The following is a 24,144-nucleotide window of genomic DNA, read 5'->3' on the forward strand; positions in this document are numbered from 1 at the left end:
TGTGTTTTGGATGATCCGAATTATCTCATACGGCTCGTTAAGTCCGACAGGCTGCTAGGCATCCGGCGCCGGCGCGGCTTGCAGATGCTGCAGGATCACCTGCCCGCCGCACAGGATGTCATCGCTGATGGCGCGGGCGGCGGCCGGGCCGTCATGCGTGCGGATGGCATCCAGCACCGGGTAGTGGAAGTCGAGCATGTCGTCGCCGCCGGCGCCGTAGACATCGGCAATCAGCGGCCCCATCTGCAGCCAGATGCGGTACAGGATGCCCTGCAGGAACGGCATGCCGGCGATGTCGACTAGCGCGAAGTGAAAGCGCTGGTTCAGGTCGCAGCCGCGGGCGGTGTCGCCGTCGGCTAGCGCCTGCTCGTTCTGGCGCACCAGCTCTTCCAGCAGCGCGATCTGCGCAGCGTCGGCATTCTGCGCCGCCATCTCTGCGGCCAACCCTTCCAGCTTGATGCGGATGGCACGGATCTCCAGATAGCGCGCCACCGTCATGTGCGGCACGCGGATGTCGCGCGCCGACTTCATCGCCAGTGCCTGTTCCTGCACCAGCCGCAGGATGGCATCGCGCACCGGGGTGACGCTGGTGCCCAGCCGCGCCGCCAGCTCGCGGATCTTCAGCCGCTCGCCGGGTTTCAGCTTGCCCTGGATCAGGGCATTGCACAGCAGGTGGTAGACGGTGCTACCCAAGTTGTCGTGTTCCAGCGTGTCCAGCGCGTCGGTCATGGTGGGGCGTGCCGCAAGATTGAGTTGGGCCGATTCTAGCATCGGCGTCTGCAAATAGGATGCATCAAACAGGCAACAGGGCCACGCGGGCGGGTGTGCAAGGTTGGCCGCAGGGCCGCCAAGCCCGACGCGGCAGCAGCCATCACGCGGCACGGTGCCGCGCTTGCAATTAAAAAATGCAACAAATATGATGCATCATAATTTTGATGTCGTGATGTCGTGATGTCGTGATGTCGTGATGTCGTGATGTCGTGATGTCGTGATGTNTGTCGTGATGTCGTGATGTCGTGATGTCGTGATGTCGTGATGCAGCAGCGCCGCCGCCAGTGCCGCGCCGGGGACGGCAGCAGGATGTACCGATGCAGCGGCTGGGCACGCCGCACGAGGTGGCGGAGGCGATCTATTTCCTGTGCTCCAACCGTTCCTCGTATATCAACGGCTCGGAAATCCACATCAACGGAGGCCAGCATGTCTGACAGCGCCATCGACCAGCTGTTTTCCACCATGGGCAGCGCCACTACGCCACAGGCCGCCAGTGAACTGCTGTGGCAGCACTACGGCCTGCGTGGCAGCGCCAGCCCGCTCAACAGCGAGCGCGACCAGAACTTTCACATCCACGGCGACGATGGCCAGCAGTACGTGCTGAAGCTGACCCACCCGGCCGAGGTGCGCGGCGTCACCGATTTCCAGACCCGCGCGTTGCTGCATGCCGCCAGCCGCGACCCGGCGTTGCCGATTCCGCGGGTGATGCCGCGGCTGGATGGTGAACCGTATGCGGCGATTACGCTGGCGGATGGCATGCAGCGGGTACTGCGCCTGTTCAGCTACCTTGGCGGCCAAGCTTTGCACCAGATCACGCGCAGCGCCGCACAGCGCCGCGACCTGGGGCAGACGCTGGCGCGGCTGGATCTGGCGCTCAGCGATTTTGCCCATCCGTCCGCCGATCACGCGCTGCTGTGGGACATCCAGCACAGCGAGCGGCTGCAGCCGCTGCTGGCCGAGCTGCCGCCGGGGCCGCAAACCGACACCCTGGCGGCGTTTGTCGCGCATTTCCGGTGCGAGGTCCTGCCGGCACTGGCCGGGCTGCGGCGGCAGGTGATCCACAACGACCTCAACCCCTACAACGTGCTGGTGGATGCGCAGGACCAGATCACCACCCGCGGGCTGATCGACTTTGGCGACATGGTGCAGGCGCCGTTGGTGGGCGAACTGGCGGTGGCCTGCTCTTACCAGCTGTCCGGCAATGCCAACCCGCTGGACACCGCCGCCGAGCTGATCGCCGGCTACCACGCGCTGTACCCGCTGCGGCGCGAAGAAGTGCTGCTGCTGTACGAACTGATCCTCACCCGGCTGTGCATGACGGTGACCATCACCGGCTGGCGCGCCAGCCGCTACCCCGAAAACAAGACCTACATCCTGCGCAACAACGGCCTGAGCTGGGACGGGCTGCAACGGCTGCAAGCCGTCGGCCGTGACGCCGCGCAGGCATTTTTGCTGCAGGTGTGCGGCATGAAAGGACAAGCATGAGCAGCAAGGACCAACGCATGGCCAATGCCTTCGATCCGGCCACCGCAGCCAGCCTGCCGGCGCGCGAGCAGGCGCTGATCCAGCGCCGGCTGCAGCTGCTGGGGCAGGCCTACCGGCTGTTCTACGAGCAGCCGCTGCACGTGGTGCGCGGCGAGGGGGTGTGGCTGTACGACCCGGACGGCAACGCCTATCTGGACGTGTACAACAACGTGGCCTCGGTCGGGCACAGCCACCCGCGGGTGGTGGAGGCCATCGCGCGCCAGGCGGCGACGCTGAACACCCACACCCGTTATCTCAACGACAGCATCCTCGACTACGCCGAGCGGCTGCTGGCCACCCTGCCGGCGGCCAGCAGCCAGGCGATGTTCACCTGCACCGGCAGCGAGGCCAACGATCTGGCGCTGCGGCTGGCGGCCAACTACAGTGGCGGTGCCGGCGTGATCGTCACCAGCCATGCCTATCACGGCGTCACCAGCAGCGTGGCGGCGTGCTCGCCGGCCTTCGGCCACAAGGTGCCGTTGGGCGTGCACGTGCGCACCGTGCCGGCGCCCGACGCCTACCGCTACCCGGACGAGGACGTGGGCGCGCGCTTTACCCGCCACGTCGAGCAGGCCATCGCCGACCTGCAGCGGCACGGCATCCAGCCGGCGGCGCTGCTGGTGGACACGCTGTTTACCAGCGACGGCGTGTTTGCCGAGCCGGCGGGCTTTCTCGCCGGCGCGGTGGACGCCATCCGCGCCGCCGGCGGGCTGTTCATCGCCGACGAAGTGCAGGCCGGTTTCGCCCGCAGCGGCAGCCACTTCTGGGGCTTCCAGCGCCACGGCGTCATCCCGGACATCGTCACCATGGGCAAGCCGATGGGCAACGGTCATCCCATTGCCGGGCTGGCGGCACGGCCGGAGATCATCGAAGCCTTCGGCCGCCGGGTGCGCTATTTCAATACCTTTGGCGGCAACCCGGTGTCCTGCGCCGCGGGCCTCGCGGTGCTGGACATCATCCGCGACGAGGGCCTGCAGCAGAACGCGCACGATACCGGCGCCTACCTCAAGGCCGGCTTGGAAAGGTTGGCCGCAAGGCATGAGCTGATCGGCGATGTGCGCGGCGCCGGCTTCTTCCTCGGCGTGGAGCTGGTGAGCGACCGCCAGCGCAAGACGGCGGCCACGGCGGAAACCGGGCGCATCGTCAACGCGCTACGCCAGCGCCGCATCCTGATCAGCGCCACCGGCTCGGCAGGCAACATCCTCAAACTGCGGCCGCAGCTGCCGTTCTCGCGCGCCAACGCCGACCAGCTGCTGGCCACGCTGGACGAGGTGCTGGCCGGGCTTCAGCCGCCCAGCAGCGCCAGCACTTCCTCGTCTTCCACCTGCGGGAAGTGACGGTAGAACTGGCCGACGGTCTGGAAGTAGTACGGCGCGTGCAGGCAGACCACCTCGTCGGCCTGCGGGCGGACCAGCTCCAGCGCGTCGGGCGAGGCTACCGGCACGGCGCAGACCAGCCGGGCCGGCTTTTGGTGGCGTAGCGCGTGCAGCGCCGCCAGCATGGTGGCGCCGGTCGCCAGGCCGTCGTCGACCACGATCACCACCCGGCCGGCCGGATCCAGCGGCGGCCGGATCGGGGTGTAGCTTTGCCGCCGCGCGCGGATGGCCGCCAGCTGGGCCTGGGTCTCGCGCTCGATGTAGTCCTGGTCGGCGCCCATCGCCGCCGCGTACGGCGCCACATAACGCCAGCCGCTTTCATCGATGGATCCGATGGCGGTTTCCGCGTGGCGGGGCGCGCGCAGCTTGCGTACCAGCACGACATCCAGCTCCCCGTCCAGCTTGTCGGCGAGCAGTCTGGCCATCGGCACCGCGCCGCGCGGGATGGCCAGCAGCAGCGGGTGTTGGCCCCGGTAGGCGTGCAACCGTGCGGCCAGCTGGCGCGCGGCATCGTCCCGGTCTTCAAACATGGTCCTGTCCGTCCGGGGTGGTGGCGCGTCCGGGCTGCAGCAGCTCGATCCTGAAATCGCGCTCGAACGGCGGCACGTGGCACTCGATGATGTCGGTAGGCGCGATCTCCAGCCGGGCGCCGACCACGTCGGCGGCCAGCGGCAGGCAGCGGCCGGCCCGCTCCGCCAGCACCGCGACGCAAATGGCGGCCGGCTGCTTCTGCACCAGATAGGCCAGCACCTTCAGGATGGAGTGGCCGCTGTAGAGCACGTCGTCCACCACCAGCAGGGTGTAGCCGGAGAGATCCAGCGCCGCGTGCTGCGCCTGTTCGGTGAGCTGCGTTTCCGGGTGCAGCAGGGTGAGGTCGTCGGCGTAGCGCTTGACCAGCAGGTCCAGCCGCAACGGTGGTGCCATGCCGTGCATCGCGATCAATCGCTCGCTGAGCAGGTCGGCCAGCGGCGCGCCACGGCGGCGGATGCCGATCACCGCCACGCGCTGCCGGCCGCGCAGCAAGCCGGCGCAGCGCTCGGCCATGTTGTCGAGCAGCACGGCCAGCTGCGCCTCGTCGAACAGGCAGGTTCGTAAACCGGGAGTCATGGCAGGAGTCACCTCGCGGCAAGTTGGCGGCCGCGGCCGCATTGGAAAGGTTGGCCGCAAGCGCGGCAGCGCCCTTGTTGGTGCGGGGTCGGTGCGGCTTGCCCTGTGTATAGCAAGCGCCCCGGCTACGGGCAAGGCGTGGCCGCCGCTGTAAAAAGACTTTGAACAGGTTACGGGGCTGCGGGTGAGCCAGCCGTCCAACGACCGCCGCATGTGGCGCTGCCGGGCACACTCAAGGCATACCGCTTAGTGGTAGCGCTGTTGTGGTCGGCATCCCCCCCGGGTCCGGTCGCCCCCGTGCCATGCCCGGCCGCGGCAAAACAAAACCCGCACCGGGGCGGGTGTGGGTTGCGGGGTTCAGGCTTGCTGCCGGTGCGGCTTACTTGAACGGGTAGATGTCGTTGCTGAAGTACTTGTCCTGGATCTTCTTGTAGGTGCCGTCCTTCAGGATTTTCTTCAGTGCCACGTTGATCTTGGCCAGCAGCTCCTTGTTGCCTTTCTGTACCGCGATGCCGCAGCCCTGGTAGTACTTCGGATCGTTGAACACCGGGCCGACGAAGGCGTAGCCCTTGCCCTTGCCGGTTTTCAGGAAGTCTTCCTCACCGACGGTGGACTCCAGGAACACCGCGTCCAGGCGCTGGCTGGACAGGTCGAGGAAGGCGTCGGTGATCTTGCCGTAGACCTTGATCTGTGCGCCTTTCGGTTTCAGCTTGTCGTTGGCTTCCTGCTGCTGCACGGCGCTGCGCAGTACGCCGATGTTCTTGCCCTTGTACCAGGCGTCGTTGATCTGGGTGCCTTCCTTGGCCAGCAGGCGGCCTGGCACGTTGAAGTACATGTCGCTGAAATCGACGATCTTGGCGCGTTCCGCGGTGATGCTCATCGAGGCGATGGCGACTTCGAACTTCTTGGCCTGCAGCGCCGGCACGATGCCGTCGAAGTCCATCGCTTTCAGTTCGCACTGCAGCTTGGCCTCGGTACAGATGGCGCGGGCGATGTCCGGGTCGAAGCCGGTGATGCTGCCGTCGGCGGCCTGTTTCGAGAATGGCGGGTAGCTGACATCGGTGACGATGCGGATGGTTTGAGCTTGTGCCAGCAGTGGCAGCGAGCAGATGGCGGTCAGCGCCAGCAGGTGTTTGTAGTTCATGTGGTCTCCGTTTTCCTTTGTCGTTGCGGTGTGTGTCGCACTCCGCGGCTGTTTCTATCCTAATCGCGGAGACGTGCCAAGCGCGTACCGGTTGTATATACATTTGTGCGGCTTTTTTGCCAGTGCGGCATGAAAAAAAACGGATGCCGGCAGTTTTTCAACTTGAATGCCGTCAATGCCAGGGTCTGTTACAATGCCCGGCTCCTGTCGCTACTGGCGCGACACCGGGCCGGGGCGGCTTCCCGGCACCATGCTTCACCTCATGCCATGGCCAAGAAATTCCCGCTGCATCCCAAGCACCCGGAGCGTATCTGCTGGGGCTGCGACAAGTATTGTCCGGCCGGCTCCCTGCAGTGCGGCAACGGCTCCGGCCGTACCCAGCATCCGGCCGAGGTGCTCGGCGACGACTGGTATCTGTGGGGTGACTGGGGCATCACCCCGGATGAAGAGACTGCGGAGCCGGCGCCCGCCATCCCGCCCACCGACAGCGACAACTGAGCGCGACCGCGGCCCAGGGTTGGCCGCAAGCCGGCGGCCATCACGGGCGCGACAATTGCGTACAGGTGACATCGCTGTACAGAAGCGGCACCGTCGCTGCCGGTCTTGCCGAGCGCAAAAAATTTTTATCTCCTTGATAAATCTGTAAAATTTTTCTTTTCCGGTTGATTGTTGCGCCGCGTCAGGCGCGCCGCCGGCCGTTGTGACGCGCAGGGATTGCTGAAATGATGCGTACGCAACAGGCTGGGTGCGTCCGTTCGCGCCGCCGCTAACGCCGGCGCCGCGCGCCCAGCCCCATCCATCCACCGCCAAGGAGTGAAGCATGTCCCTGCCCGTCGTTGCCGCCCGGCCATTGCCCGTCACCGGTGTGGCGTCGCCGTTCGCGGCGCGCGCCGGCCGCGCCGTGGCCGCTGCGGGGGCAGGGCGATGACGGCGCCGCTGCAGCTGGCGGTGCTGCTGCTGCCGCCTTGTTCTCCGTTCGGCATCGGCTGCTTTGCCGAGCCCTTCCTGCAGGCCAACCGTCTGGCCGGCAAGACGCTGTACCAGTTGCGCTTCTATAGCTGGAACGGCCAACCGCTGCCGATGGCCGGTGGCATGCGCTACCCGGTGAGCGGCGCGCTGCGCGACGCCGAGGCCTGCGACCAGCTGTTCGTGCTCAGCGAGGGCGTGCTGCCGTTCAGTGATGCCGCACTGTGCTGCCATGCGCTGGCGCTGCTGGCGTCCCGCGTGTCGCTACTGGGCGGGGTGCACTGCGGTGCCTGGTGGCTGGCCAGTGCCGGCCTGCTCGACGGCTACCACGCCACCATCCACTGGCCGGAACAGCCGGCCTTTGCCGAGCGCTTTCGCAATGTGGTGGCGTCGCAGCACGTGTACGAGCTGGATCGCGGCCGCTTCACCTGTGCCGGCGGCCTCGCGCAGATCGACGGTGTGCTGGCGCTGATCGGCCGCCAGCACGGTGTCGAGCTGGTGGAGTCCATCGCCGCGCTGCTGTGCGCCGAGCGCGTGCGCGGCAGCGACGAGCGCCAGCGCGTGCCGCTGCTGGCGCGGGTCGGCGAGAAACACCCCAAGCTGACCGAGGCGGTGATGCTGATGGAAGCCAATATCGAGGAGCCGCTGACCACCGACGAGCTGGCGCGGCTCACCAATCAGTCGCGGCGCCAGCTGGCACGCCTGTTCAAGCAGTACCTGGACGATTCGCCGTCGCGCTACTACCTGCAGCTGCGGCTGGAGCGCGCGCGGCAACTGCTGCGCAACACCGGCAAGTCGGTGGTGCAGATCGGGCTGTTGTGCGGTTTTTCTTCCGGGCCGCACTTTTCCACCGTGTACCGCACCCATTTCGGCATCTCGCCGCGCGAGGAGCGCTTCCCCGGCGACAGCGACTTGGCCGACGAGGCCTGAGCCGCCTGCGGCCAACGTTGGCCGCAAGCGTGACAGGCTGGCCCAAACAGAAAGCTGCGTGTCTTGATTCTGGATGGAAAGTTTGACGCGCCTCCCTAGAATGGCTCCATCTCAACGCCAGATGAAGGATTCCCAGATGTCCGCTCCTGTTACCCGCCAAACATTTGATGAAGTGATGGTTCCCAACTACGCCCCGGCCGCGTTCGTACCGGTCAAGGGTGAAGGCTCCCGCCTGTGGGACCAGCAGGGCAAGGAATACATCGACTTCGCCAGCGGCATCGCCGTGACCAGCCTGGGCCATCTGCATCCGGAACTGACCAAGGTCTTGCACGAGCAGGTAGACCGCCTGTGGCACCTGTCCAATACCTTCACCAACGAGCCGGCGCTGAAGCTGGCGCGTCGCCTGACCGAAACCACCTTTGCCGAGAAGGTGTTCTTCTGCAACTCCGGCGCCGAAGCCAACGAAGCCGCGCTGAAGCTGGCGCGCCGTTACGCCTTCGACCACTTCGGCGGCAGCAAGACTGGCATCGTGTCCTGCAAGCAGGCTTTCCACGGCCGTACCCTGTTCACCGTATCGGTGGGCGGTCAGCCGAAGTACACCGAAGGCTTCGCCCCGCTGCCGGGTGACCTGAACCACATCGAATTCAACAACCTGGAAGCCGCCGAGGCCGCCATCAACGCCGGTACCTGCGCCGTGATCGTGGAGCCGGTACAGGGCGAGGGCGGCGTGCTGCCGGCCACCAAGGCCTACCTGCAGAAGCTGCGCGAGCTGTGCGACAAGCACAACGCGCTGCTGATTTTCGACGAAGTGCAGATCGGTGTCGGCCGCTCCGGCGCGCTGTACGCCTACCAGGCCTACGGCGTGACCCCGGACATCCTGACCAGCGCCAAGGCTCTGGGCAACGGTTTCCCGGTCGCCGCGATGCTGACCAGCAACAAGGTTGCCGCGTCCTTCGTGGTCGGCACCCACGGCTCCACCTACGGCGGCAACCCGCTGGCCTGCGTTGTTGCCGACAAGGTGCTGGAACTGATCGACACCCCTGAGGTACTGGACGGCGTCAGCAAGCGTCACCAGCTGTTGAAGGACGGCCTGGCCGCCATCAACGCCAAGCACGGCGTGTTCAAGGAAGTGCGCGGCATGGGCCTGCTGATCGGCGCCGAGCTGCAGGGCGCGTTCCACAACAAGGCCAAGGACATCGTCAACGCCGCCGCCAAGCACGGCCTGATGGTGCTGGTAGCCGGCACCAACGTGCTGCGCATCGTGCCGTCGCTGGTGATTCCGGAAGCCGACCTGAAGGAAGGCCTGGCGCGTCTGGATGCCACCATCGCCGAACTGGTGACCAAGGCGGAAACCGCCAAACAGGCACAACCGGCCTGATCACGACGTAATACACGGCGGCGACCAAGTATCGCCGCCGTTTTTCCCTACAGAGGAAGATCCATGCTCCTAGTCCGTCCGAGCAAGCTGTCCGACCTGCCGCAGATTGAACGCATGGCGCGTTCCGACGGCCCGGTCCTGCACTCCCTGCCGCCCGACCGCGAGCGCCTGCAGCAGCGCGTGAATGATTCCGTGCATTCGCTGCGCGCCGACGTCGATTGCCCCGGCGAGGAAAGCTATTTGTTCGTGCTGGAAGACACCGCTACCGGCCAGCTGCACGGCACCGCCGGCATCATGGCCGTCGCCGGCTATTCCGAGCCGTTCTACGCCTTTCGCAACGAAGTGCTGGTGCACGCTTCGCGCGAGCTGAAGGTGAACCACCGCGTGCACGCGCTGGTGACCTCGCACGAGCTGACCGGCCGCAGCCGCCTGACCGGCTTCTACTTTGACGAAGCCGCGCTGGGCCGTGGCCTGGCGCTGCCGCAGCTGCTGTCGCGCGCCCGCATGATGTTCATCGCCCAGCACCGCGAACGCTTCAACAACGAGATCTTCTCGGTGTTGCCGGGCGTGACCGACGACAACGGCCGCTCGCCGTTCTGGGACGCCGTCGGCTTCAAGTTCTTCCGTCGCGACTTTGCCGAGATGGAGCTGGCCTCCGGTGGCCGCAGCCGCACCTTCATCGCCGAAATGATGCAGGTGGACCCGCTGTACGTGCCGCTGATCGCCGAGGAAGCGCAGCGCGTGATGGGCGAGCCGCACGCCGGCGCGCGCACCAACTACCGCTGCCACCTGGCCGAAGGCCTGGAGCCGGATCATTTCGTCGACCTGTTCGACGCCGGCCCGGTGCTCACCGCGCAGCTGGATGTCTGTCGCTCGGTGCGTTACAGCCGGCTGCACACCGCCCGCCGTGGCGAAGTGAGCGGTGACACCGTGCCGCACCTGGTCAGCAACACGCTGACTGCCGACTTCCGCTGCCTGCTGGTGGACCTGCCGCCGCTCTTGGGCGACGAAGTGGTACTGCCGCCGGAAGTGGCGGATGCACTGGAAATCGTGGATGGCGACGCCGTGCGTTGCGTTCCGTTGCAGACCGAAGGGGGCCGCTGATGATCGTATTGAGAATGTGCCGGCCGGACGACGTCGACGCGCTGGTGATGCTGGGCCACAAGGCCGGCCCCGGCCTGACCACGCTGAAGCCGGACCCGGTCGCGCAGGGCGCGCGCCTTGAGCGCGTGCAGCGCACCATCGCTGGCGAACTGCCACTGGCCGAGCAGGGCTATCTGTTCGTGCTGGAAGACACGGCCAGCGGCAAGGTGGTCGGCGTGTGCGGCATCGAGGTGGCCGTCGGCCTGGATCAGGCGTTCTGGACCTACCGCATGGATACCTTCGTGCACGCCAGCCGTGAGTTGGGGCTGTGGACGCGCATGGACAAGCTGCACATGTCGCACGGCCTGACCGGCTATTCCGAGCTGTGCACGCTGTTCCTAGACCCGGATTTCCGCGTCAACGGCAACGGCTCGCTGCTGTCCAAGGCGCGCTTCATGTTCATCGGCCAGTTCCGCGAACGCTTTGCCGAGCGCATCTGCGCCGAAATGCGCGGTTACTTCGACGAAAACGGTGAATCGCCGTTCTGGAAGGCGCTGGGCGCGCACTTCTACCGTATCGACTTCCACGAGGCCGACCGCCTGGTGGCGCTGGGCAAGAAATCCTTCCTTGCCGAGCTGATGCCGCGCTACCCGGTGTACATCGATTTCCTGCCGCAGGACGCCCGCGACTGCATCGGCAAGGTGCACAAGGAAACCGAGCCGGCACGCCGCCTGCTGGAAGTGGAAGGCCTGCGCCTGGAGCAGCATGTGGACATCTTCGAAGGTGGCCCGGTGCTGGAAGCGCGCATCGACGACCTGCGCGTGATGCGCGACAGCGGCCTGTGCCAGGTGGAAATCGTGGCTGAAGCTGCTGCCGATGCGCCGCGCCAGCTGGTGGCCAACGGCGAGCTGGCCGACTTCCGGGTGATTCTGGCTGCGGCCAACGTGGTGGATGGCGTGGTGCACCTCACCGCCGAACAGGCGCGCGCGCTGCAGGTGAAAGCCGGCGACCGCGTCCGCGTGATGCCGCAGAACCCGGCCAAATAAACCGAACATTTATTGCCGGCAGCCAGTGCTGCCGGTTTACCAACACAAACGGGCGCCTCGAAAAACGGGAGTTTTTCGAGGTGACCAGACAGGAATATCGCTATGAGCCAACTGTTCATCGACGGCGCCTGGACCACCGGTCGCGGCGCATCCTTCGTATCGCTCAACCCGGCCAACGGCCAGCCGGTATGGGAAGGCCACTCGGCCTCTGCCGCCGACATCGACGCGGCCTTCGCCGCTGCGCGCCGCGCCTTTGACGACTGGCGCCGCCGCTCGCTGGACGAGCGCATCGCGCTGGTGCGCCGCTTTGCCGAAGTGCTGGGCGAGCACAAGGAAGACATGGCCCGCGCCATCGGCGTGGAAACCGGCAAGCCGCTGTGGGAGTCGCGCCAGGAAGTGGCGGCGATGGTGGGCAAGATCGACATCTCCATCCGCGCCTACAACGACCGCACCGGTGAAAAGCGCGGCGAGCTGGCCGGCGACACCACCGTGCTGCGCCACCGCCCGCACGGCGTGATGGCGGTGTACGGCCCGTACAACTTCCCCGGCCACCTGCCGAACGGTCACATCGTGCCGGCACTGATTGCCGGCAACACCATCCTGTTCAAGCCGTCCGAACTCACCCCGCTGGTGGCCGAACTCACCGTCAAGCTGTGGGAAAAGGCCGGCGCACCGGCTGGTGTGATCAACCTGCTGCAGGGCGAACGCGATACCGGTATCGCCCTGGCGCAGCACCCGGCGCTTGACGGCCTGCTGTTCACCGGCAGCTCCGCCACCGGCGTGGCACTGCACAAGCAGTTCGCCGGCCGCCCGGGCTTCATGCTGGCGCTGGAAATGGGTGGCAACAACCCGATGGTGGTTGCTGAAGTCGACAACCTGGACGGCGCCGTGCACCACGCCATCCAGTCGTCCTTCCTGTCCGCAGGTCAGCGCTGCACCTGCGCACGCCGCCTGCTGGTGCCGCACGGCGAATTCGGTGACCGCTTCATCGCCCGCTTTGCCGAAGTGGCCGCCAAGCTCACCATCGGTGAATACGATGCCGAGCAGCAGCCGTTCATGGGCGCCATGGTGTCGCTGAAGGCCGCGCAGGGCATGCTGGCCGCGCAGGACAAACTGCTGGCCATGGGCGCCAAGTCCATCCTGGCCATGCGCCAGCTGCAGGACGGCAAGGCCTTCGTGACCCCGGCCATTCTGGACGTGACCGCCATCGCCGCCCAGCTGCCGGACGAGGAATACTTCGGCCCGCTGAGCCAGATCATCCGCTACCACGACTTCGACGAAGCGCTGCAGATCGCCAACCGCACCCAGTACGGCCTGTCCGCCGCGCTGCTGGCCGACGACGCGGCGCTGTGGCAGCGCTTCAACCAGGACATCCGCGCCGGCGTGGTGAACTGGAACAAACCCACCAACGGCGCCTCGTCCGCGGCACCGTTCGGTGGCACCGGCCTGTCCGGCAACCATCGTCCGGGCGCGTTCTACGCCGCCGACTACTGCGCCTACCCGATGGCGTCGGTGGAAGCGGGCGAGCTGACGCTGCCGGCGCAGCTGTCGCCGGGCATGACTTTCTGAGGGTGTTGTTTCTGCTCCTTGACAGCCCGCCGCGTGCGGGCTTTTTTGCGTGCGGCCAACGTTTGCAGGCTATTGCGCGATCATCTGTCGTTGCCGGCCATTGCCGGCCGGCATTGCCCGGTATGCGGCCAGCCAGTGTGCTACTGCGGCCTCGGCGCCGGCCGGCAGGTGCAGGCGCAGCTTGCTGCGCCGCCACAGGATGTCTTCCGCCGTCGTCGCCCACTCCTTGTCCACCAGATAGCGCAGCTCGGCTTCAAACAGCCCGGGCTGGATTTCCGCGCCCAGCGCCGCAAGGTTGGCCGCATCGCCCAGTAGCATATGGACGCGGCTGCCGTAGGCGCGCGCCAGCCGCATCGCCAGCGCCGGCGGCAGCCACGGTCTGGCCTGCTGCAGGCTGTGCACGAAGGCGTCGAAGTCGCCGCCGGGCAGGTCGCCGCCGGGCAGGTGCTGGCCGGCGGTCCAGCTTGGGCGCGTGTTGCCCAGCAGCGGCGCCAGCTGGTCTACCGCCTGCTCCGCCAGCTTGCGGTAGGTGGTGATCTTGCCGCCGAACACCGACAGCAGCGGCGCGCCGTCGCTGTCCAGCTCCAGCGCGTAGTCGCGGGTGACGCCGCTGGCATTGTCACTGTCGTCGTCCAGCAGCGGGCGCACGCCGGAGTAGGTGGCCACCACGTCGGCGGGGCCGATCTGGCGTTCGAAGTAGCGGTTGCTCATCGCGCACAGGTAGGCGATCTCGTCGCGGTCGATGCTTACCTTGGCGGCATCGTCGTGGTATTCGACGTCGGTGGTGCCGATCAGGGTGAAGTCCTGCTCGTAGGGAATGGCGAAGATGATGCGCTTGTCCGGGTTCTGGAAGATGTAGGCAAAGTCGTGATCGAACAGCTTCTTCACGATGATGTGACTGCCCTTCACCAGGCGGATCGCCTTGCGCGCCGGCGCGTGGATCACGCCGCCGAGCAGCTGCTGCACCCACGGCCCGCCGGCGTTGACCAGCGCGCGGGCGCGTACCTGCTGGCGGCCGTGCTCGCCATCCAGCGTGCACAGCCAGCCGTCGCCGTCGCGCTGCGCGGCGATACAGGCGGTGCGGGTACGGATGCCGGCGCCGCGCTCGGCGGCGTCCATCGCGTTGAGCACCACCAGCCGTGCGTCGTTGACCCAGCCGTCGGAGTAGACGAAGCCCTGGTGGTAGCGCGACTTCAGCGGGCTGCCGGCCGGGTGGCGCTCGAAGCGGATGCGCTCGCTGCCGGGCAGGCGGCGGCGACGGGCCAGGTGGTCGTACAGGAACAGGCCGCAGCGGATCAGCCACGCCGGACGCTGTTCGGCGTCGTGCGGCATCACGAAGCGCAGCGGCCACATGATGTGCGGCGCGGCGTCCAGCAGCACTTCGCGCTCCTGCAGCGCCTTGCGCACCAGCGAGAATTCGTAATATTCCAGATAGCGCAGGCCGCCGTGGATCAGCTTGGTGCTGGCCGACGAGGTGTGCGCCGCCAGGTCGTCCTTTTCACAGAGCAGCACTTTCAGGCCGCGGCCGGCGGCGTCACGGGCGATGCCGGTGCCGTTGATGCCGCCACCGATCACGAGCAGATCATAATTTTCCACGAGCTTTCCTTCCGAACGGCACCTGCCTGATGGCGTGGCGCTTGTTGTCTCTTGAATAATAGAAGATAGATATAAACGAACACAAAAGCAACATTAAACGATCGTTAATGTTTGTTTTGTGTTTCATTTAGCGCAAAAAAAAGACGCCCGAAGGCGTCGAGGGAGAGTGCAGTCCGTCTGGACGGCCGCACCGCTGTGGCGCGGGCCGCCGTGTCAGGCTCAGGCCACGCTGTGCGCCACTGCGGCCAAGGTTGCACCCAGCAGCGAGCCGATCACCGGCACCCAGCTGTAGCGCCAGTCGCTGTCGCGCTTGCCCTTGATCGGCAGGATGGCATGCATGATGCGCGGCGCCAGATCGCGCGCCGGGCTCATCGCGTAGCCGGTGGTGCCGCCCAGCGACACGCCGATGCCCAGCACCAGCAGGGCCACCGGCAGTGCGTCCATCGCGCCCAGTGACACCTTGGGCGCCACCATGCTGAGGATGGCGAACACCAGCACGAAGGTGGCCAGCACTTCCGACAGCAGGTTGCCGCCGGTGCTGCGGATCGCCGGGCCAGTGCAGAACACCGCCAGCTTGGTGTCGGCGCAGTCGGTATGGTCGAAGTGGTCGCGGTAGATCAGCCACATCAGCAGCGCACCGGCCATGCCGCCCAGCATCTGCGCCGCGATATAGCCCGGCGCGTCGGCCCAGGCAAACTTGCCGGCCACCGCCAGCGCGACGGTGACCGCCGGGTTGAGGTGGGCGCCGCTGATGGCGGCAACGCTGAACACGCCGACAAACACCGCCATCGCCCAGCCGAAGGCGATCACGATCAGGCCGCTGTTATGGCCCTTGGTGCCTTTCAGGATCACGTTGGCAACCACGCCGTTGCCGAGCAGCACCAGCAGCGCGGTGCCGATGAATTCGCCGAATAGTGGATTCATGTTGAAACTCCGTCGCGAACGCGGGGCAGCATACTGGCTGCCGCCGCGGGAAAACAGGATTAGGGGAGGTACTGGCCGCGCCGGCAGCGTCAGGCTACCGGCGCGATACCTTGCTTAGGCCGCGTCGTTGGCCCAGCTGATCGCGGCGCGGGTGGCGCGCTGCCAGCCGGCGACATAGCGATCGACGGTGGCGGTATCCAGCTGCGGCGAGAAGCGGGTGTCCAGCTGCCACTGCCCCTGGATGTCGTCGGTGCCCTGCCAGTAGCCGACGGCGAGGCCGGCGAGATACGCCGCCCCCAGCGCGGTGGTCTCGGTGATCTTCGGTCGCGCGACCTGGGTGCCGAGGATGTCGCTCTGGAACTGCATCAGCACATTGTTGACGCAGGCGCCGCCGTCCACGCGCAGCTCGGCGATGGTGATGCCGGAGTCGGCCTGCATCGCACCCAGCACGTCCATGGTCTGGAACGCGATGCTGTCCAGTGCGGCGCGGGCGATGTGGGCGGCGCCGGTGCCCTGCGTCATGCCGACGAGGGTGCCGCGCGCGTCGGAATTCCAGTGCGGCGCACCCAGACCGGCGAAGGCCGGTACCAGATACACGCCGTCGCTGTCCTTCACCCCGGCCGCCAGCGGGCCGACATCGTGCGAGTGCTTGATGATGCCGAGGCCGTCGCGCAGCCATTTCACCACCGAGCCGCCGATGAAGATGCTGCCTTCCAGCGCGTACTGCACCTTGTCGCCGACCTGCCAGGCGATGGTGGTCAGCAGCTTGTTGTGCGAGGGCACCGGTGTGTCGCCGGTGTTCATCATCATGAAGCAGCCGGTGCCGTAGGTGTTCTTCACCATGCCCGGGGTGGTGCACTGCTGGCCGAACAGCGCCGCCTGCTGGTCACCGGCGACACCGGCGATCGGGATCGCCACGCCCAGGTGCGCGGCGTGGGTGTAGCCGTAGACTTCGCTGGAGCTTTTCACCTGCGGCAGCATGCTGGCCGGGATGCCCATGATGTCGAGCAGCTCGTCATCCCACTGCAGGCGGTGGATGTCGTACAGCATGGTGCGCGAGGCGTTGGACACGTCGGTGACGTGCACCGCGCCGTGGGTCAGCTGCCAGATCAGCCAGCTGTCGATGGTGCCGAAGGCCAGCTTGCCGGCATTGGCGCGCTCGCGGGCGCCGGGCACGTTGTCCAGAATCCAGCGCACCTTGGTGGCGGAGAAGTAGGAATCGACCAGCAGCCCGGTCTTGTTGCGGATGGTGTCGGCCAGGCCGCGCTCGCGGATCTCGTCGCAGAACGGTGCGGTGCGGCGGTCCTGCCACACGATGGCGTTGTACACCGGCTGGCCGGTGTCGCGGTCCCACACCACCGTGGTTTCACGCTGGTTGGTGATGCCGATGGCGGCGATCTTGCTGCCGGGGATGCCGGCGCGCGCCAGCGCCTCGGCGGCCACGCCGACCTGGCCGGCCCAGATCTCCATCGCGTCGTGCTCGACCCAGCCCGGCTGCGGGTAGATCTGGCGGAATTCCTTCTGTGCCGAGGCGACGATGTCGCCACTGCGGTTGAATACGATTGCCCGGGAGCTGGTCGTGCCCTGATCCAGCGCCAGAATGAATTGATCTTGCATTTGAGAAGTCTCCTCGGCCGCAGGCCGTATTGTGAGTTGTTTCTTTGCTGTTTGTTTTTGTGTTTATTTTGTTGTTTTTTCTTTCGTTCGAATTGTAGTGCCGCCAAAGCGGCTGTCAATTCGCGTCGTCAAAAAATTGACACAAAGTCCGGATGTTGCGGTGCAGAGTGTGGTGTAGTCGCGCGGCTACAAGTTGTTGCGGTGCAAGGCAAAAATGCCGTTTTCCGGCCGGGAAAACGGCATGAAACGCGCAAGGCGGGCGTTGTGCGGATGTTGCAGTGCAAAGGTTGGCCGCAAGGCCTCAGCCGGGCGGCGGCATCAGGCACTGCAGCGCGGCCGGCACCAGCTCGAAGCTGACCGGCGCGCTGCCACACAGCTCGCCGTCCAGCTCCAGCGGGCAGTCTTCCGCCGCGCCGTCCACCTGCAGCTGGCGACCGCGCAGGTAGCGCACCCGCGGGTCGCGCAGCGGCTGCGCCGCGCGCAGTTGCGGCAGCAGGCGCAGGAAATCCAGGCCGTTGCCGTCGCGGATCAGCACCAGCTCGAACAGGCCGTCGTTGACGCTGGCCTGCGGCGCGATGCCCAGCCCGCTGCCGAAGTAGCGGCCGTTGGCCACCGACAGGCACAGGAAACGGCCGCTGATGGTCTCGCCGTCCAGCGTCAGCCGCATCGGCCGCGGCCGGAAGCGCAGCAGCGCCGCCAGCACCGCGCTGGAGAAGGTGGCGCTGGCCGGCAGCCACGCCGGCAGGCGCTTCACCCGCCGCACGATGTCGCTGCTGATGCCGAGCGAGGCGATGTTGTTGCACCAGCGCAGCTGCGGCTGGCCGTCGTTGCCGCGGGTGGTGACGCGGATCAGGTCCAGCGGGTAGGCGTGACCGGCGGCGATCAGCGCCAGCATGTCGTCGCTGTGGCGGCCGCTGCCCAGCGTGCGCACGAAGTCGTTGCCGGTGCCGCTGGGCAGCACCCCCAGCACCAGCTGCTGCCGCTGCGCTGGCGGCACGCTCATCAGGCCGTTGACTACCTCGTGCACGGTGCCGTCGCCACCGACGGCGACTACCCAGCGCGCGCCGGACAGCGCCGCCTCGTGCGCGAGGCGGGTGGCGCCGCTGGCCGAGGTGGTCAGCAGCACGTCGACGCTGAAGCGGTCGCGGAACGGTTGCAGCAGCTGCTGCGGCAGGCCGTCCGGGCAGTGACGGCCGTGGATGATGAACACGATGCGGGAGGCGGACGGAGACGGGGACATGGTAAGAAGCGTGATGCAGATTGCGCCATTATGCCGCCATCGCGCGCTTGCGCAATGGCGCAAGGTTGGCCGCAAGCGTTGCGGCCAACCTTGGGGCAGGGCCGGCTGCGGCTTAATCGGCCAGCGCCGGGTAGTCGGTGTAGCCTGCCGCGCCACCGCCGTAGAAGCTTTCCGGGTGTGGCGGGTTCAGTTCCGCGCCGCGGGCGAAACGCGCCGGCAGATCCGGGTTGGCGATGAACGGACGGCCGAAGGCCACCGCGTCGATCAGCCCGGCGCCGATCAGGCGCTCGGCCTTGTCCACGGTATAGCCGCCGGCGGCGATGATCGGGTGCGGGTAGATGGCGCGCACGGCACGGCGGAACTCGTCCGGCCACGCGGGGCCGCCGGCCCAGTCCGGCTCCGACAGGTGCAGGAAGGCGATGTTGCGCTTGGCGATCTCGGCGATCAGGTACAGCGCCATTTCCTGCTGGTCGGTCTCGGACAGGCCGTTGAACACCCCCAGCGGCGACAGGCGGATGCCGACGTGGGCGGCGTCCCACTCGGCGATCACCGCGTCCAGCACCTCCAGCACGATGCGGGCGCGGTTCTCGACGCTGCCGCCGTACTGGTCGGTGCGAATGTTGGCCGCAGGCGACAGGAACTGATCGAGCAGGTAGCCGTGGGCGCCGTGGATCTCCACCAGGTCGAAGCCGGCGCGGCGCGCATTGTCGGTGGCGCGGCGGTAGTCCTCGATCAGGTCGGCGATTTCGGCGGTTTCCAGTGCGCGCGGGGTGGAGGTGGGCTCGCGTACCAGCTGGCCCATTTCGTCGCGGATATTGGTGTTGCTGTCGGCGCGGATCGCCGACGGTGCCAGCGGCGCGTCGCTGTTCGGCTGCAGGCTGCTGTGCGAGATGCGGCCGGTGTGCCACAGCTGGATGGCGATCTTGCCGCCGGCGGCGTGCACCGCGTCGTTGACCTCGCGCCAGGCGCGCACTTGTTCCTCGCTGTAGATACCCGGTGCGCCGGCGTAGCCCTTGGCGGTCGGCGAGATGTGGGTGCCTTCGTTGATGATCAGGCCGGCACCGGCGCGCTGGCGGTAGTAGTCGATCGCCAGTGCGGTCGGCACGTCGCCCGGCTCGGTATTGCGCAGGCGGGTCAGCGGTGCCATCAGCACGCGGTTGGCGAGGGTAACGGCACCGAGGTGCAGCGGGGTCAGCAGTTTGTCGGCTTGCATGGGGTGTGGTCCTTTTCAGTCAAAGAGGCGGCAGTACGGGTGGTGCTAACGCCCGCCGGCAGGCAGGGGCGCTCGGGTAATACGGCTTGCGGCCAACGTTGGCCGCGCGCTGCGCTGTCGGCTGTCAGGCGGCAGGCGGCAGGCGGCAGGCGGCAGGCGGCAGGCGGCAGGCGGCAGGCGGCAGGCGGGCAATTTCTGTTCATTTACTAATAGACCGGTCGTCTATATTTGTGCCATAAAAAACCGCTCGCCCGTGGCGAACGGTACTGCGTATCTCAGGCGGCGTTGCAGGGCAACAGCAGGCCTTGGGTGTGGACCATCGCCGCTTGCAGCGGCGCCAGACTGTGCTGGGTCTTGTACATCAGCGCCGCGCCCAGCCACAGGCTGTACAGCGCATAAGCGGTGTCATCGGCCGGCAGCTGCGGCTTGATCGAGCCATCCTGCTGCCCGCTGCGGATGCAGGCCGCCAGCTTGCGCACGATGGCATCCATGCCCTCGCTCAGCGCCACGCGCATCGGCTCCGACATGTCGGACACCTCGGCCGCCAGCTTTACCGCCAGGCAGCTTTGCGATTCGCAGCTGGCGTGGTTGTCCAGCCATTGCTGGAAGTAGGCCAGCAGCCGCTCGCGCCCGTTGCCGGGCTGGCTGTCAGCCAGCAGATCGCCGACCCGCTCGCGGTAAGCGGCAAAATAGCGCGCCAGCAACGCCACGCCAAAGTCTTCTTTCGACTTGAAGTAGTGATAGAACGACCCCTTCGGCACCTTGGCCTCGGCCAGCAGTTCGGACAGCCCCAGCGCGGTAAAGCTGCGGCCATGAATCAGCACCTCGCCAACGGCCAGGATGTGTTCGCGGGTATCGGGGTATAGGCTTTGACGTGACATGTTTTTATATATTAGACCGGTCGTCTTGTTGTCAAGTACTGTGTTGGGGGAGGGGTGCGTAAATATTAAAAGCATGTCCGAATTTTTGTATAAACAGCCATGATCCTCTCGCTTGTGTGACTGGCCGCTTCGGCCAAACCGCAAATGCACTCGCCCTGATCAAGGTATGGTGCCAGTACTGAGTAATATTGCGGCCAACCTTGGCGCCAAGGTTGGCCGCATGCTTTCGTGCCGGGGAAAACGCAGACTTACACCGCCAGCTCCTTCAGCAGCTCCTTTACCCGCACGATGCGCATCGCCACGTCCGGGATGCTGCTTTCCACGCGCAGCTTGTCCTGGCCGGCCAGCTTGTAGTTACGCTTGCTCTGGATCAGCTGGATGATTTTCATCGGGTCGATTGGCGGGTTTTTCACGAAGGTGAGCTGGATCGCCACCTCGCTGGCGTCCAGTTTCTGGATGCCCATCTCGCGTGCGGCCAACCGCAGGCGGTGGCTTTCGACCAGCGTTTTCACGTTCTGCGGCGGCAGGCCGAAGCGGTCGATCAGTTCCTCGTGGATGGTGTCGATCTCGCCCTCGTCCTCGCAGGTGGCCAGCCGCTTGTAGATCACCAGCCGCTCGTGCACGCCGGGGCAGTAGTCGTCCGGCAGCAGCGCCGGGCTGTGCAGGTTGATTTCGGTGGTGACGCCCAGCGGCGCGTCGAGGTCCGGCTCGCGGCCCTTCTTCAGCTCGCGCACCGCCTGCTTCAGCATCTCGGTGAACAGGCTGAAGCCGACTTCCTGCATCTCGCCGGACTGGCCTTCGCCCAGCACCTCGCCGGCGCCACGGATTTCCAGGTCGTGCATCGCCAGGTAGAAGCCGGCGCCCAGTTCTTCCGACGCCTGTATCGCCTCCAGCCGCTTCTGCGCGTCGCGGGTCATGCCGTCGCCGGTGAGCAGGTAGGCGTAGGCCTGGTGGTGGCTGCGGCCAACCCGGCCGCGCAGCTGGTGCAGCTGGGCCAGGCCGAACTTGTCGGCGCGGTGGATGAGGATGGTGTTGGCGTTGGGGATGTCGATGCCGGTCTCGATGATGGTGGAGCACAGCAGCACGTTGTAGCGCTGCTGCAGGAAGTCGCGCATCACCTGTTCCAGCTCGCGTTCGCGCAGCTGCCCGTGGGCGACGCCGATGCGCGCCTCCGGCACCAGTTCGGCCAGCTTCTCGCGCATGTTCGCTATGGTGTCCACCTCGTTGTGCAGGAAGAACACCTGGCCGCCGCGCTTGAACTCGCGCAGCATCGCTTCGCGGATGATGCCGTTGCCGATCGGGCTGACGAAGGTCTTCACCGCCAGCCGCCGCGACGGCGCGGTGGTGATGGCGGAGAACTCGCGCAGGCCTTCCAGCGCCATCGACAGCGTGCGCGGGATCGGCGTGGCGGTCAGCGTCAGCACGTCGACGTTGGCGCGCAGGCGCTTGAGCTGCTCCTTCTGCCGCACGCCGAAGCGGTGTTCCTCGTCGATGATGACGAGGCCCAGGTTGTGGAATTCGACGTCCGGCTGCACCAGCTTGTGGGTGCCGATCACGATGTCGATGCTGCCGGCGGCCAACCCTGCCATCGCCTGCTTTACCTCCTTGGCGCTCTTGAAGCGCGACAGCTCGGCGATGCGCACCGGCCAGTCGGCGAAGCGGTCGCTGAAGTTCTGGAAGTGCTGCTCGGCCAGCAGCGTGGTGGGCACCAGCACCGCCACCTGCTTGCCGCCCATCACCGCGACGAAGGCGGCGCGCAGCGCGACTTCGGTCTTGCCGAAGCCGACGTCGCCGCACACCAGGCGGTCCATCGGCCGGCCGCAGGTCATGTCGGCGATCACCGCCTCGATGGCGGCGGCCTGGTCGGGGGTTTCCTCGAAGCCGAAGCCGGCGGCGAAGGCGTCGTAGTCGTGGTGGCTCAGCGTGAAGGCGTGGCCCTCGCGCGCGGCGCGCTGTGCGTACAGGTTGAGCAGCTCGGCGGCGGTGTCGCGCGCCTTCTCGGCGGCTTTTTTCTTGGCCTTTTCCCACGCCGGGTTGCCCAGCCGGTGCAGCTGCACGTCGTCGCTGGCGCGGCCGGCGTAGCGGCTGATCAGCTGCAGCTGCGCCACCGGCACGTACAGGGTGGCGCCTTCGGCGTACTCCAGCTGCATCATCTCGGTCTGGCCGTCGCCGAGGTCGATCGATACCAGCCCCATGTAGCGGCCGATGCCGTGTGCCTCGTGCACCACCGGATCGCCGACCTTGACCTCGGCCAGGTCGCGCAGCATGGCGTCGGAGCTGGCCGCGCTCTTGCGGCGCTTGCCGTGGCTGCGCGCGATGTGCTGGTACAGCTCGGCCTCGGTGACGATGGCGATGGCGGCGTGGTGCAGCTCGAAGCCGTTGAATAGCGGCGTGGCGGCCAGCGCCAGCTTGCCGTCGCTGGCGAGGAATCCGGCCCAGTTGTCCACCGGCTGCGGCTGGATGCCGTTGTCGCGCAGGAACTGCAGCAGCGTCTCGCGCCGGCCCAGGCTCTCGGTGGCGATCAGCACGCGGCCGCCGTAGCGGCGGGTGAAGTCGTCCAGCTTGGTCAACGGGTTGTCGGCGCGGCGATCGACGGCGAGGTCGGGCAGCGGCAGGTAGTCGCCCTGCGGCTCGCCGTCGCAGGTCAGCTCGATGCGCGGGTAGGGCTTCAGCGCCGCCATCAGCTCGTCCGGACGCAGGAACAGTTCGCCCGGCGGCAGCACCGGCCGCTCCGGATTGCCGCCGGCCATGTTGTAGCGGCTCTGCGCGTCGCGCCAGAAGCCTTCCGCCTCGGCCAGCACGTCGCCGTGCACGATCACGCCCGCCGCCGCGCCGAGGTAGTCGAACAGGGTGGCGGTGGCGTCGAAGAACAGCGGCAGGTAGTACTCGATGCCGGCCGGCCACAGCTTGTTGGACACGTCCTTGTAGATGCGGCTACGCGACGGGTCGCCCTCCATCTGCTCGCGGTAGTGCTGGCGGAAGGCGGTGACGCCGGCCTCGTCGGTCGGGTACTCGCGCGCCGGCAGCAGGCGGATCTCCGGCACCGGGTACAGCGTGCGCTGGGTGTCCGGGTCGAAAGTCTTCAGGCTGTCGATCTCGTCATCGAACAGGTCGATGCGGTAGGGCAGCGCGCTGCCCATCGGGAACAGGTCGATCAGGCCGCCGCGCAGCGAGAACTCGCCGGGGGCGACCACTTGCGACACATGCTGGTAGCCGCCGGTAACCATGTCGGCGCGCAGCTTGTCCACATCCAGCCGCTGCTTCTGCTTCAGCCGGAAGGTGCGCGACAGCAGGAAGCTGACCGGCGACAGGCGGGTGATGACGGTGGACACCGGCGCGATCACCACGTCGCACTCGCCATTGCGGATTTGCCACAGCGTGGCCAGCCGTTCCGACACCAGGTCGCTGTGCGGTGAAAAGTGGTCGTAGGGCAGCGTTTCCCAGTCCGGCAGCAGGGCGATGCGCAGCTCGGGGCGGAAGAACGGCAGCTCGGCCTGCAGCCGCTGCGCGTCCTGCGCGCTGGCGGTGAGGATCAAAACCGGCTGTCCCGGATGCGGCAGCGCAGCAATCAGCGCGCTGTCGGCACTGCCCGCCGGCCGTGCCAGCCGGGTTCTTTGCCCGCTGGCGGGCCACGATCGCAAAGAGGAGGTCATATCGCTATACATTCGCAAAGAGGCGGGTATTATAACAACGCCACCGGATGAGGGCCGCGCAAGACGGCCAACCAATATCAATAAAATCCGGGGTATTACCCGCGTACGTTTTCACCAGAAAACCCT

At 66.7% G+C, this 24,144-nt stretch carries 20 protein-coding genes; 9 read left to right on the forward strand and 11 right to left on the reverse strand.

Going from position 1 to position 24,144, the window contains the following annotated elements; genetic code table 11:
• Positions 1 to 54 precede the first annotated feature (54 nt).
• On the reverse strand, positions 55 to 771 hold the full coding sequence (locus tag IE083_RS09495) for a GntR family transcriptional regulator (protein WP_229799694.1): 717 nt from the start codon (positions 769 to 771) through the stop codon (positions 55 to 57).
• Positions 772 to 1,088: 317 nt separating this feature from the next.
• Here IE083_RS09495 and IE083_RS09500 point away from each other — a divergent pair, with 317 nt between their 5' ends.
• From IE083_RS09500 to IE083_RS09510, 3 genes are read left to right on the forward strand one after another with little or no spacing between them, the layout of a single operon-like run.
• Positions 1,089 to 1,205 (forward strand): SDR family oxidoreductase, encoded by a 117-nt coding sequence (locus IE083_RS09500; protein ID WP_229799695.1) that lies wholly within the window; start codon positions 1,089 to 1,091, stop codon positions 1,203 to 1,205.
• Positions 1,198 to 2,256, forward strand: coding sequence for a phosphotransferase (locus IE083_RS09505; RefSeq protein WP_189353370.1), 1,059 nt, complete (start codon positions 1,198 to 1,200; stop codon positions 2,254 to 2,256). Before IE083_RS09500 ends, IE083_RS09505 begins: the two co-directional genes overlap by 8 nt.
• A complete protein-coding gene (locus tag IE083_RS09510) occupies positions 2,253 to 3,632 on the forward strand; it encodes an aspartate aminotransferase family protein (protein ID WP_229799696.1) in 1,380 nt (459 codons plus the stop codon). The genes IE083_RS09505 and IE083_RS09510 overlap by 4 nt, the downstream gene beginning before the upstream one ends.
• Here the strand turns inward: IE083_RS09510 and IE083_RS09515 are convergent.
• The 3 genes from IE083_RS09515 to IE083_RS09525 form a co-directional block, all read right to left on the reverse strand.
• Positions 3,581 to 4,201 (reverse strand): phosphoribosyltransferase, encoded by a 621-nt coding sequence (locus IE083_RS09515; RefSeq protein WP_189353371.1) that lies wholly within the window; start codon positions 4,199 to 4,201, stop codon positions 3,581 to 3,583. The two genes, IE083_RS09510 and IE083_RS09515, sit on opposite strands and share 52 nt — an antisense overlap.
• Positions 4,194 to 4,778: a phosphoribosyltransferase family protein gene (locus IE083_RS09520; RefSeq protein WP_189353372.1), complete on the reverse strand. Its 585-nt coding sequence runs from the start codon at positions 4,776 to 4,778 to the stop codon at positions 4,194 to 4,196. Before IE083_RS09520 ends, IE083_RS09515 begins: the two co-directional genes overlap by 8 nt.
• A gap of 379 nt (positions 4,779 to 5,157) precedes the next feature.
• Complete coding sequence (locus IE083_RS09525; RefSeq protein WP_047965698.1) at positions 5,158 to 5,922, reverse strand: transporter substrate-binding domain-containing protein; 765 nt, start codon at positions 5,920 to 5,922, stop codon at positions 5,158 to 5,160.
• 267 nt (positions 5,923 to 6,189) lie between these two features.
• Here IE083_RS09525 and IE083_RS09530 point away from each other — a divergent pair, with 267 nt between their 5' ends.
• The 6 genes from IE083_RS09530 (at position 6,190) to astD (ending at position 12,894) form a co-directional block, all read left to right on the forward strand.
• Entirely contained in the window at positions 6,190 to 6,420 is a 231-nt protein-coding gene (locus IE083_RS09530; protein WP_189353373.1) for a DUF3079 domain-containing protein, read from the forward strand.
• Positions 6,421 to 6,846: 426 nt separating this feature from the next.
• A complete protein-coding gene (locus tag IE083_RS09535) occupies positions 6,847 to 7,818 on the forward strand; it encodes a GlxA family transcriptional regulator (RefSeq protein WP_189353374.1) in 972 nt (323 codons plus the stop codon).
• Between the two features lie 136 nt (positions 7,819 to 7,954).
• The gene (locus IE083_RS09540) at positions 7,955 to 9,196 is read left to right on the forward strand and encodes an aspartate aminotransferase family protein (protein WP_189353375.1); all 1,242 of its coding nucleotides are present in this window, start codon (positions 7,955 to 7,957) and stop codon (positions 9,194 to 9,196) included.
• Between the two features lie 63 nt (positions 9,197 to 9,259).
• Complete coding sequence (astA, locus tag IE083_RS09545; RefSeq protein ID WP_189353376.1) at positions 9,260 to 10,300, forward strand: arginine N-succinyltransferase; 1,041 nt, start codon at positions 9,260 to 9,262, stop codon at positions 10,298 to 10,300.
• Positions 10,300 to 11,325 carry an arginine N-succinyltransferase gene (gene astA, locus IE083_RS09550; protein ID WP_189353377.1) on the forward strand — a complete coding sequence of 342 codons (1,026 nt, stop codon included), beginning with the start codon at positions 10,300 to 10,302 and terminating at the stop codon, positions 11,323 to 11,325. The genes astA (IE083_RS09545) and astA (IE083_RS09550) overlap by 1 nt, the downstream gene beginning before the upstream one ends.
• A 102-nt stretch (positions 11,326 to 11,427) precedes the next feature.
• Positions 11,428 to 12,894 carry a succinylglutamate-semialdehyde dehydrogenase gene (astD, locus tag IE083_RS09555; protein WP_189353378.1) on the forward strand — a complete coding sequence of 489 codons (1,467 nt, stop codon included), beginning with the start codon at positions 11,428 to 11,430 and terminating at the stop codon, positions 12,892 to 12,894.
• Between the two features lie 69 nt (positions 12,895 to 12,963).
• On the opposite strand, the gene glpD is transcribed toward astD, so the two are convergent.
• The 7 genes from glpD to mfd form a co-directional block, all read right to left on the reverse strand.
• Positions 12,964 to 14,490 (reverse strand): glycerol-3-phosphate dehydrogenase, encoded by a 1,527-nt coding sequence (gene glpD, locus IE083_RS09560; protein ID WP_189353379.1) that lies wholly within the window; start codon positions 14,488 to 14,490, stop codon positions 12,964 to 12,966.
• A gap of 219 nt (positions 14,491 to 14,709) precedes the next feature.
• Positions 14,710 to 15,414 (reverse strand): MIP/aquaporin family protein, encoded by a 705-nt coding sequence (locus IE083_RS09565; RefSeq protein ID WP_189353380.1) that lies wholly within the window; start codon positions 15,412 to 15,414, stop codon positions 14,710 to 14,712.
• 114 nt (positions 15,415 to 15,528) lie between these two features.
• Complete coding sequence (gene glpK / locus IE083_RS09570; RefSeq protein WP_189353381.1) at positions 15,529 to 17,031, reverse strand: glycerol kinase GlpK; 1,503 nt, start codon at positions 17,029 to 17,031, stop codon at positions 15,529 to 15,531.
• A 301-nt stretch (positions 17,032 to 17,332) separates the two neighbouring features.
• Positions 17,333 to 18,271, reverse strand: a complete 939-nt coding sequence (locus tag IE083_RS09575; protein ID WP_189353382.1) for a diacylglycerol/lipid kinase family protein — start codon at positions 18,269 to 18,271, stop codon at positions 17,333 to 17,335.
• Between the two features lie 112 nt (positions 18,272 to 18,383).
• Positions 18,384 to 19,484 carry an N-ethylmaleimide reductase gene (gene nemA / locus IE083_RS09580; RefSeq protein ID WP_189353383.1) on the reverse strand — a complete coding sequence of 367 codons (1,101 nt, stop codon included), beginning with the start codon at positions 19,482 to 19,484 and terminating at the stop codon, positions 18,384 to 18,386.
• Between the two features lie 275 nt (positions 19,485 to 19,759).
• Entirely contained in the window at positions 19,760 to 20,365 is a 606-nt protein-coding gene (locus tag IE083_RS09585) for a TetR/AcrR family transcriptional regulator (RefSeq protein WP_189353384.1), read from the reverse strand.
• A 248-nt stretch (positions 20,366 to 20,613) separates the two neighbouring features.
• Positions 20,614 to 24,018: a transcription-repair coupling factor gene (gene mfd / locus IE083_RS09590; protein ID WP_189353385.1), complete on the reverse strand. Its 3,405-nt coding sequence runs from the start codon at positions 24,016 to 24,018 to the stop codon at positions 20,614 to 20,616.
• Positions 24,019 to 24,144 lie beyond the last annotated feature (126 nt).

Source organism: Vogesella fluminis (genome assembly GCF_014652335.1).
GTDB lineage: Bacteria > Pseudomonadota > Gammaproteobacteria > Burkholderiales > Chromobacteriaceae > Vogesella > Vogesella fluminis.

Excerpts from the sequence above, each read along its gene's own strand:
- IE083_RS09495 (WP_229799694.1), bottom strand. The coding sequence starts at position 771 with ATGCTAGAATCGGCCCAACTCAATCTTGCGGCACGCCCCACCATGACC.
- IE083_RS09500 (WP_229799695.1), top strand. The coding sequence starts at position 1,089 with ATGCAGCGGCTGGGCACGCCGCACGAGGTGGCGGAGGCGATCTATTTC.
- IE083_RS09505 (WP_189353370.1), top strand. The coding sequence starts at position 1,198 with ATGTCTGACAGCGCCATCGACCAGCTGTTTTCCACCATGGGCAGCGCC.
- IE083_RS09510 (WP_229799696.1), top strand. The coding sequence starts at position 2,253 with ATGAGCAGCAAGGACCAACGCATGGCCAATGCCTTCGATCCGGCCACC.
- IE083_RS09515 (WP_189353371.1), bottom strand. The coding sequence starts at position 4,201 with ATGTTTGAAGACCGGGACGATGCCGCGCGCCAGCTGGCCGCACGGTTG.
- IE083_RS09520 (WP_189353372.1), bottom strand. The coding sequence starts at position 4,778 with ATGACTCCCGGTTTACGAACCTGCCTGTTCGACGAGGCGCAGCTGGCC.
- IE083_RS09525 (WP_047965698.1), bottom strand. The coding sequence starts at position 5,922 with ATGAACTACAAACACCTGCTGGCGCTGACCGCCATCTGCTCGCTGCCA.
- IE083_RS09530 (WP_189353373.1), top strand. The coding sequence starts at position 6,190 with ATGGCCAAGAAATTCCCGCTGCATCCCAAGCACCCGGAGCGTATCTGC.
- IE083_RS09535 (WP_189353374.1), top strand. The coding sequence starts at position 6,847 with ATGACGGCGCCGCTGCAGCTGGCGGTGCTGCTGCTGCCGCCTTGTTCT.
- IE083_RS09540 (WP_189353375.1), top strand. The coding sequence starts at position 7,955 with ATGTCCGCTCCTGTTACCCGCCAAACATTTGATGAAGTGATGGTTCCC.
- astA (WP_189353376.1), top strand. The coding sequence starts at position 9,260 with ATGCTCCTAGTCCGTCCGAGCAAGCTGTCCGACCTGCCGCAGATTGAA.
- astA (WP_189353377.1), top strand. The coding sequence starts at position 10,300 with ATGATCGTATTGAGAATGTGCCGGCCGGACGACGTCGACGCGCTGGTG.
- astD (WP_189353378.1), top strand. The coding sequence starts at position 11,428 with ATGAGCCAACTGTTCATCGACGGCGCCTGGACCACCGGTCGCGGCGCA.
- IE083_RS09565 (WP_189353380.1), bottom strand. The coding sequence starts at position 15,414 with ATGAATCCACTATTCGGCGAATTCATCGGCACCGCGCTGCTGGTGCTG.
- glpK (WP_189353381.1), bottom strand. The coding sequence starts at position 17,031 with ATGCAAGATCAATTCATTCTGGCGCTGGATCAGGGCACGACCAGCTCC.
- IE083_RS09575 (WP_189353382.1), bottom strand. The coding sequence starts at position 18,271 with ATGTCCCCGTCTCCGTCCGCCTCCCGCATCGTGTTCATCATCCACGGC.
- nemA (WP_189353383.1), bottom strand. The coding sequence starts at position 19,484 with ATGCAAGCCGACAAACTGCTGACCCCGCTGCACCTCGGTGCCGTTACC.
- IE083_RS09585 (WP_189353384.1), bottom strand. The coding sequence starts at position 20,365 with ATGTCACGTCAAAGCCTATACCCCGATACCCGCGAACACATCCTGGCC.
- mfd (WP_189353385.1), bottom strand. The coding sequence starts at position 24,018 with ATGACCTCCTCTTTGCGATCGTGGCCCGCCAGCGGGCAAAGAACCCGG.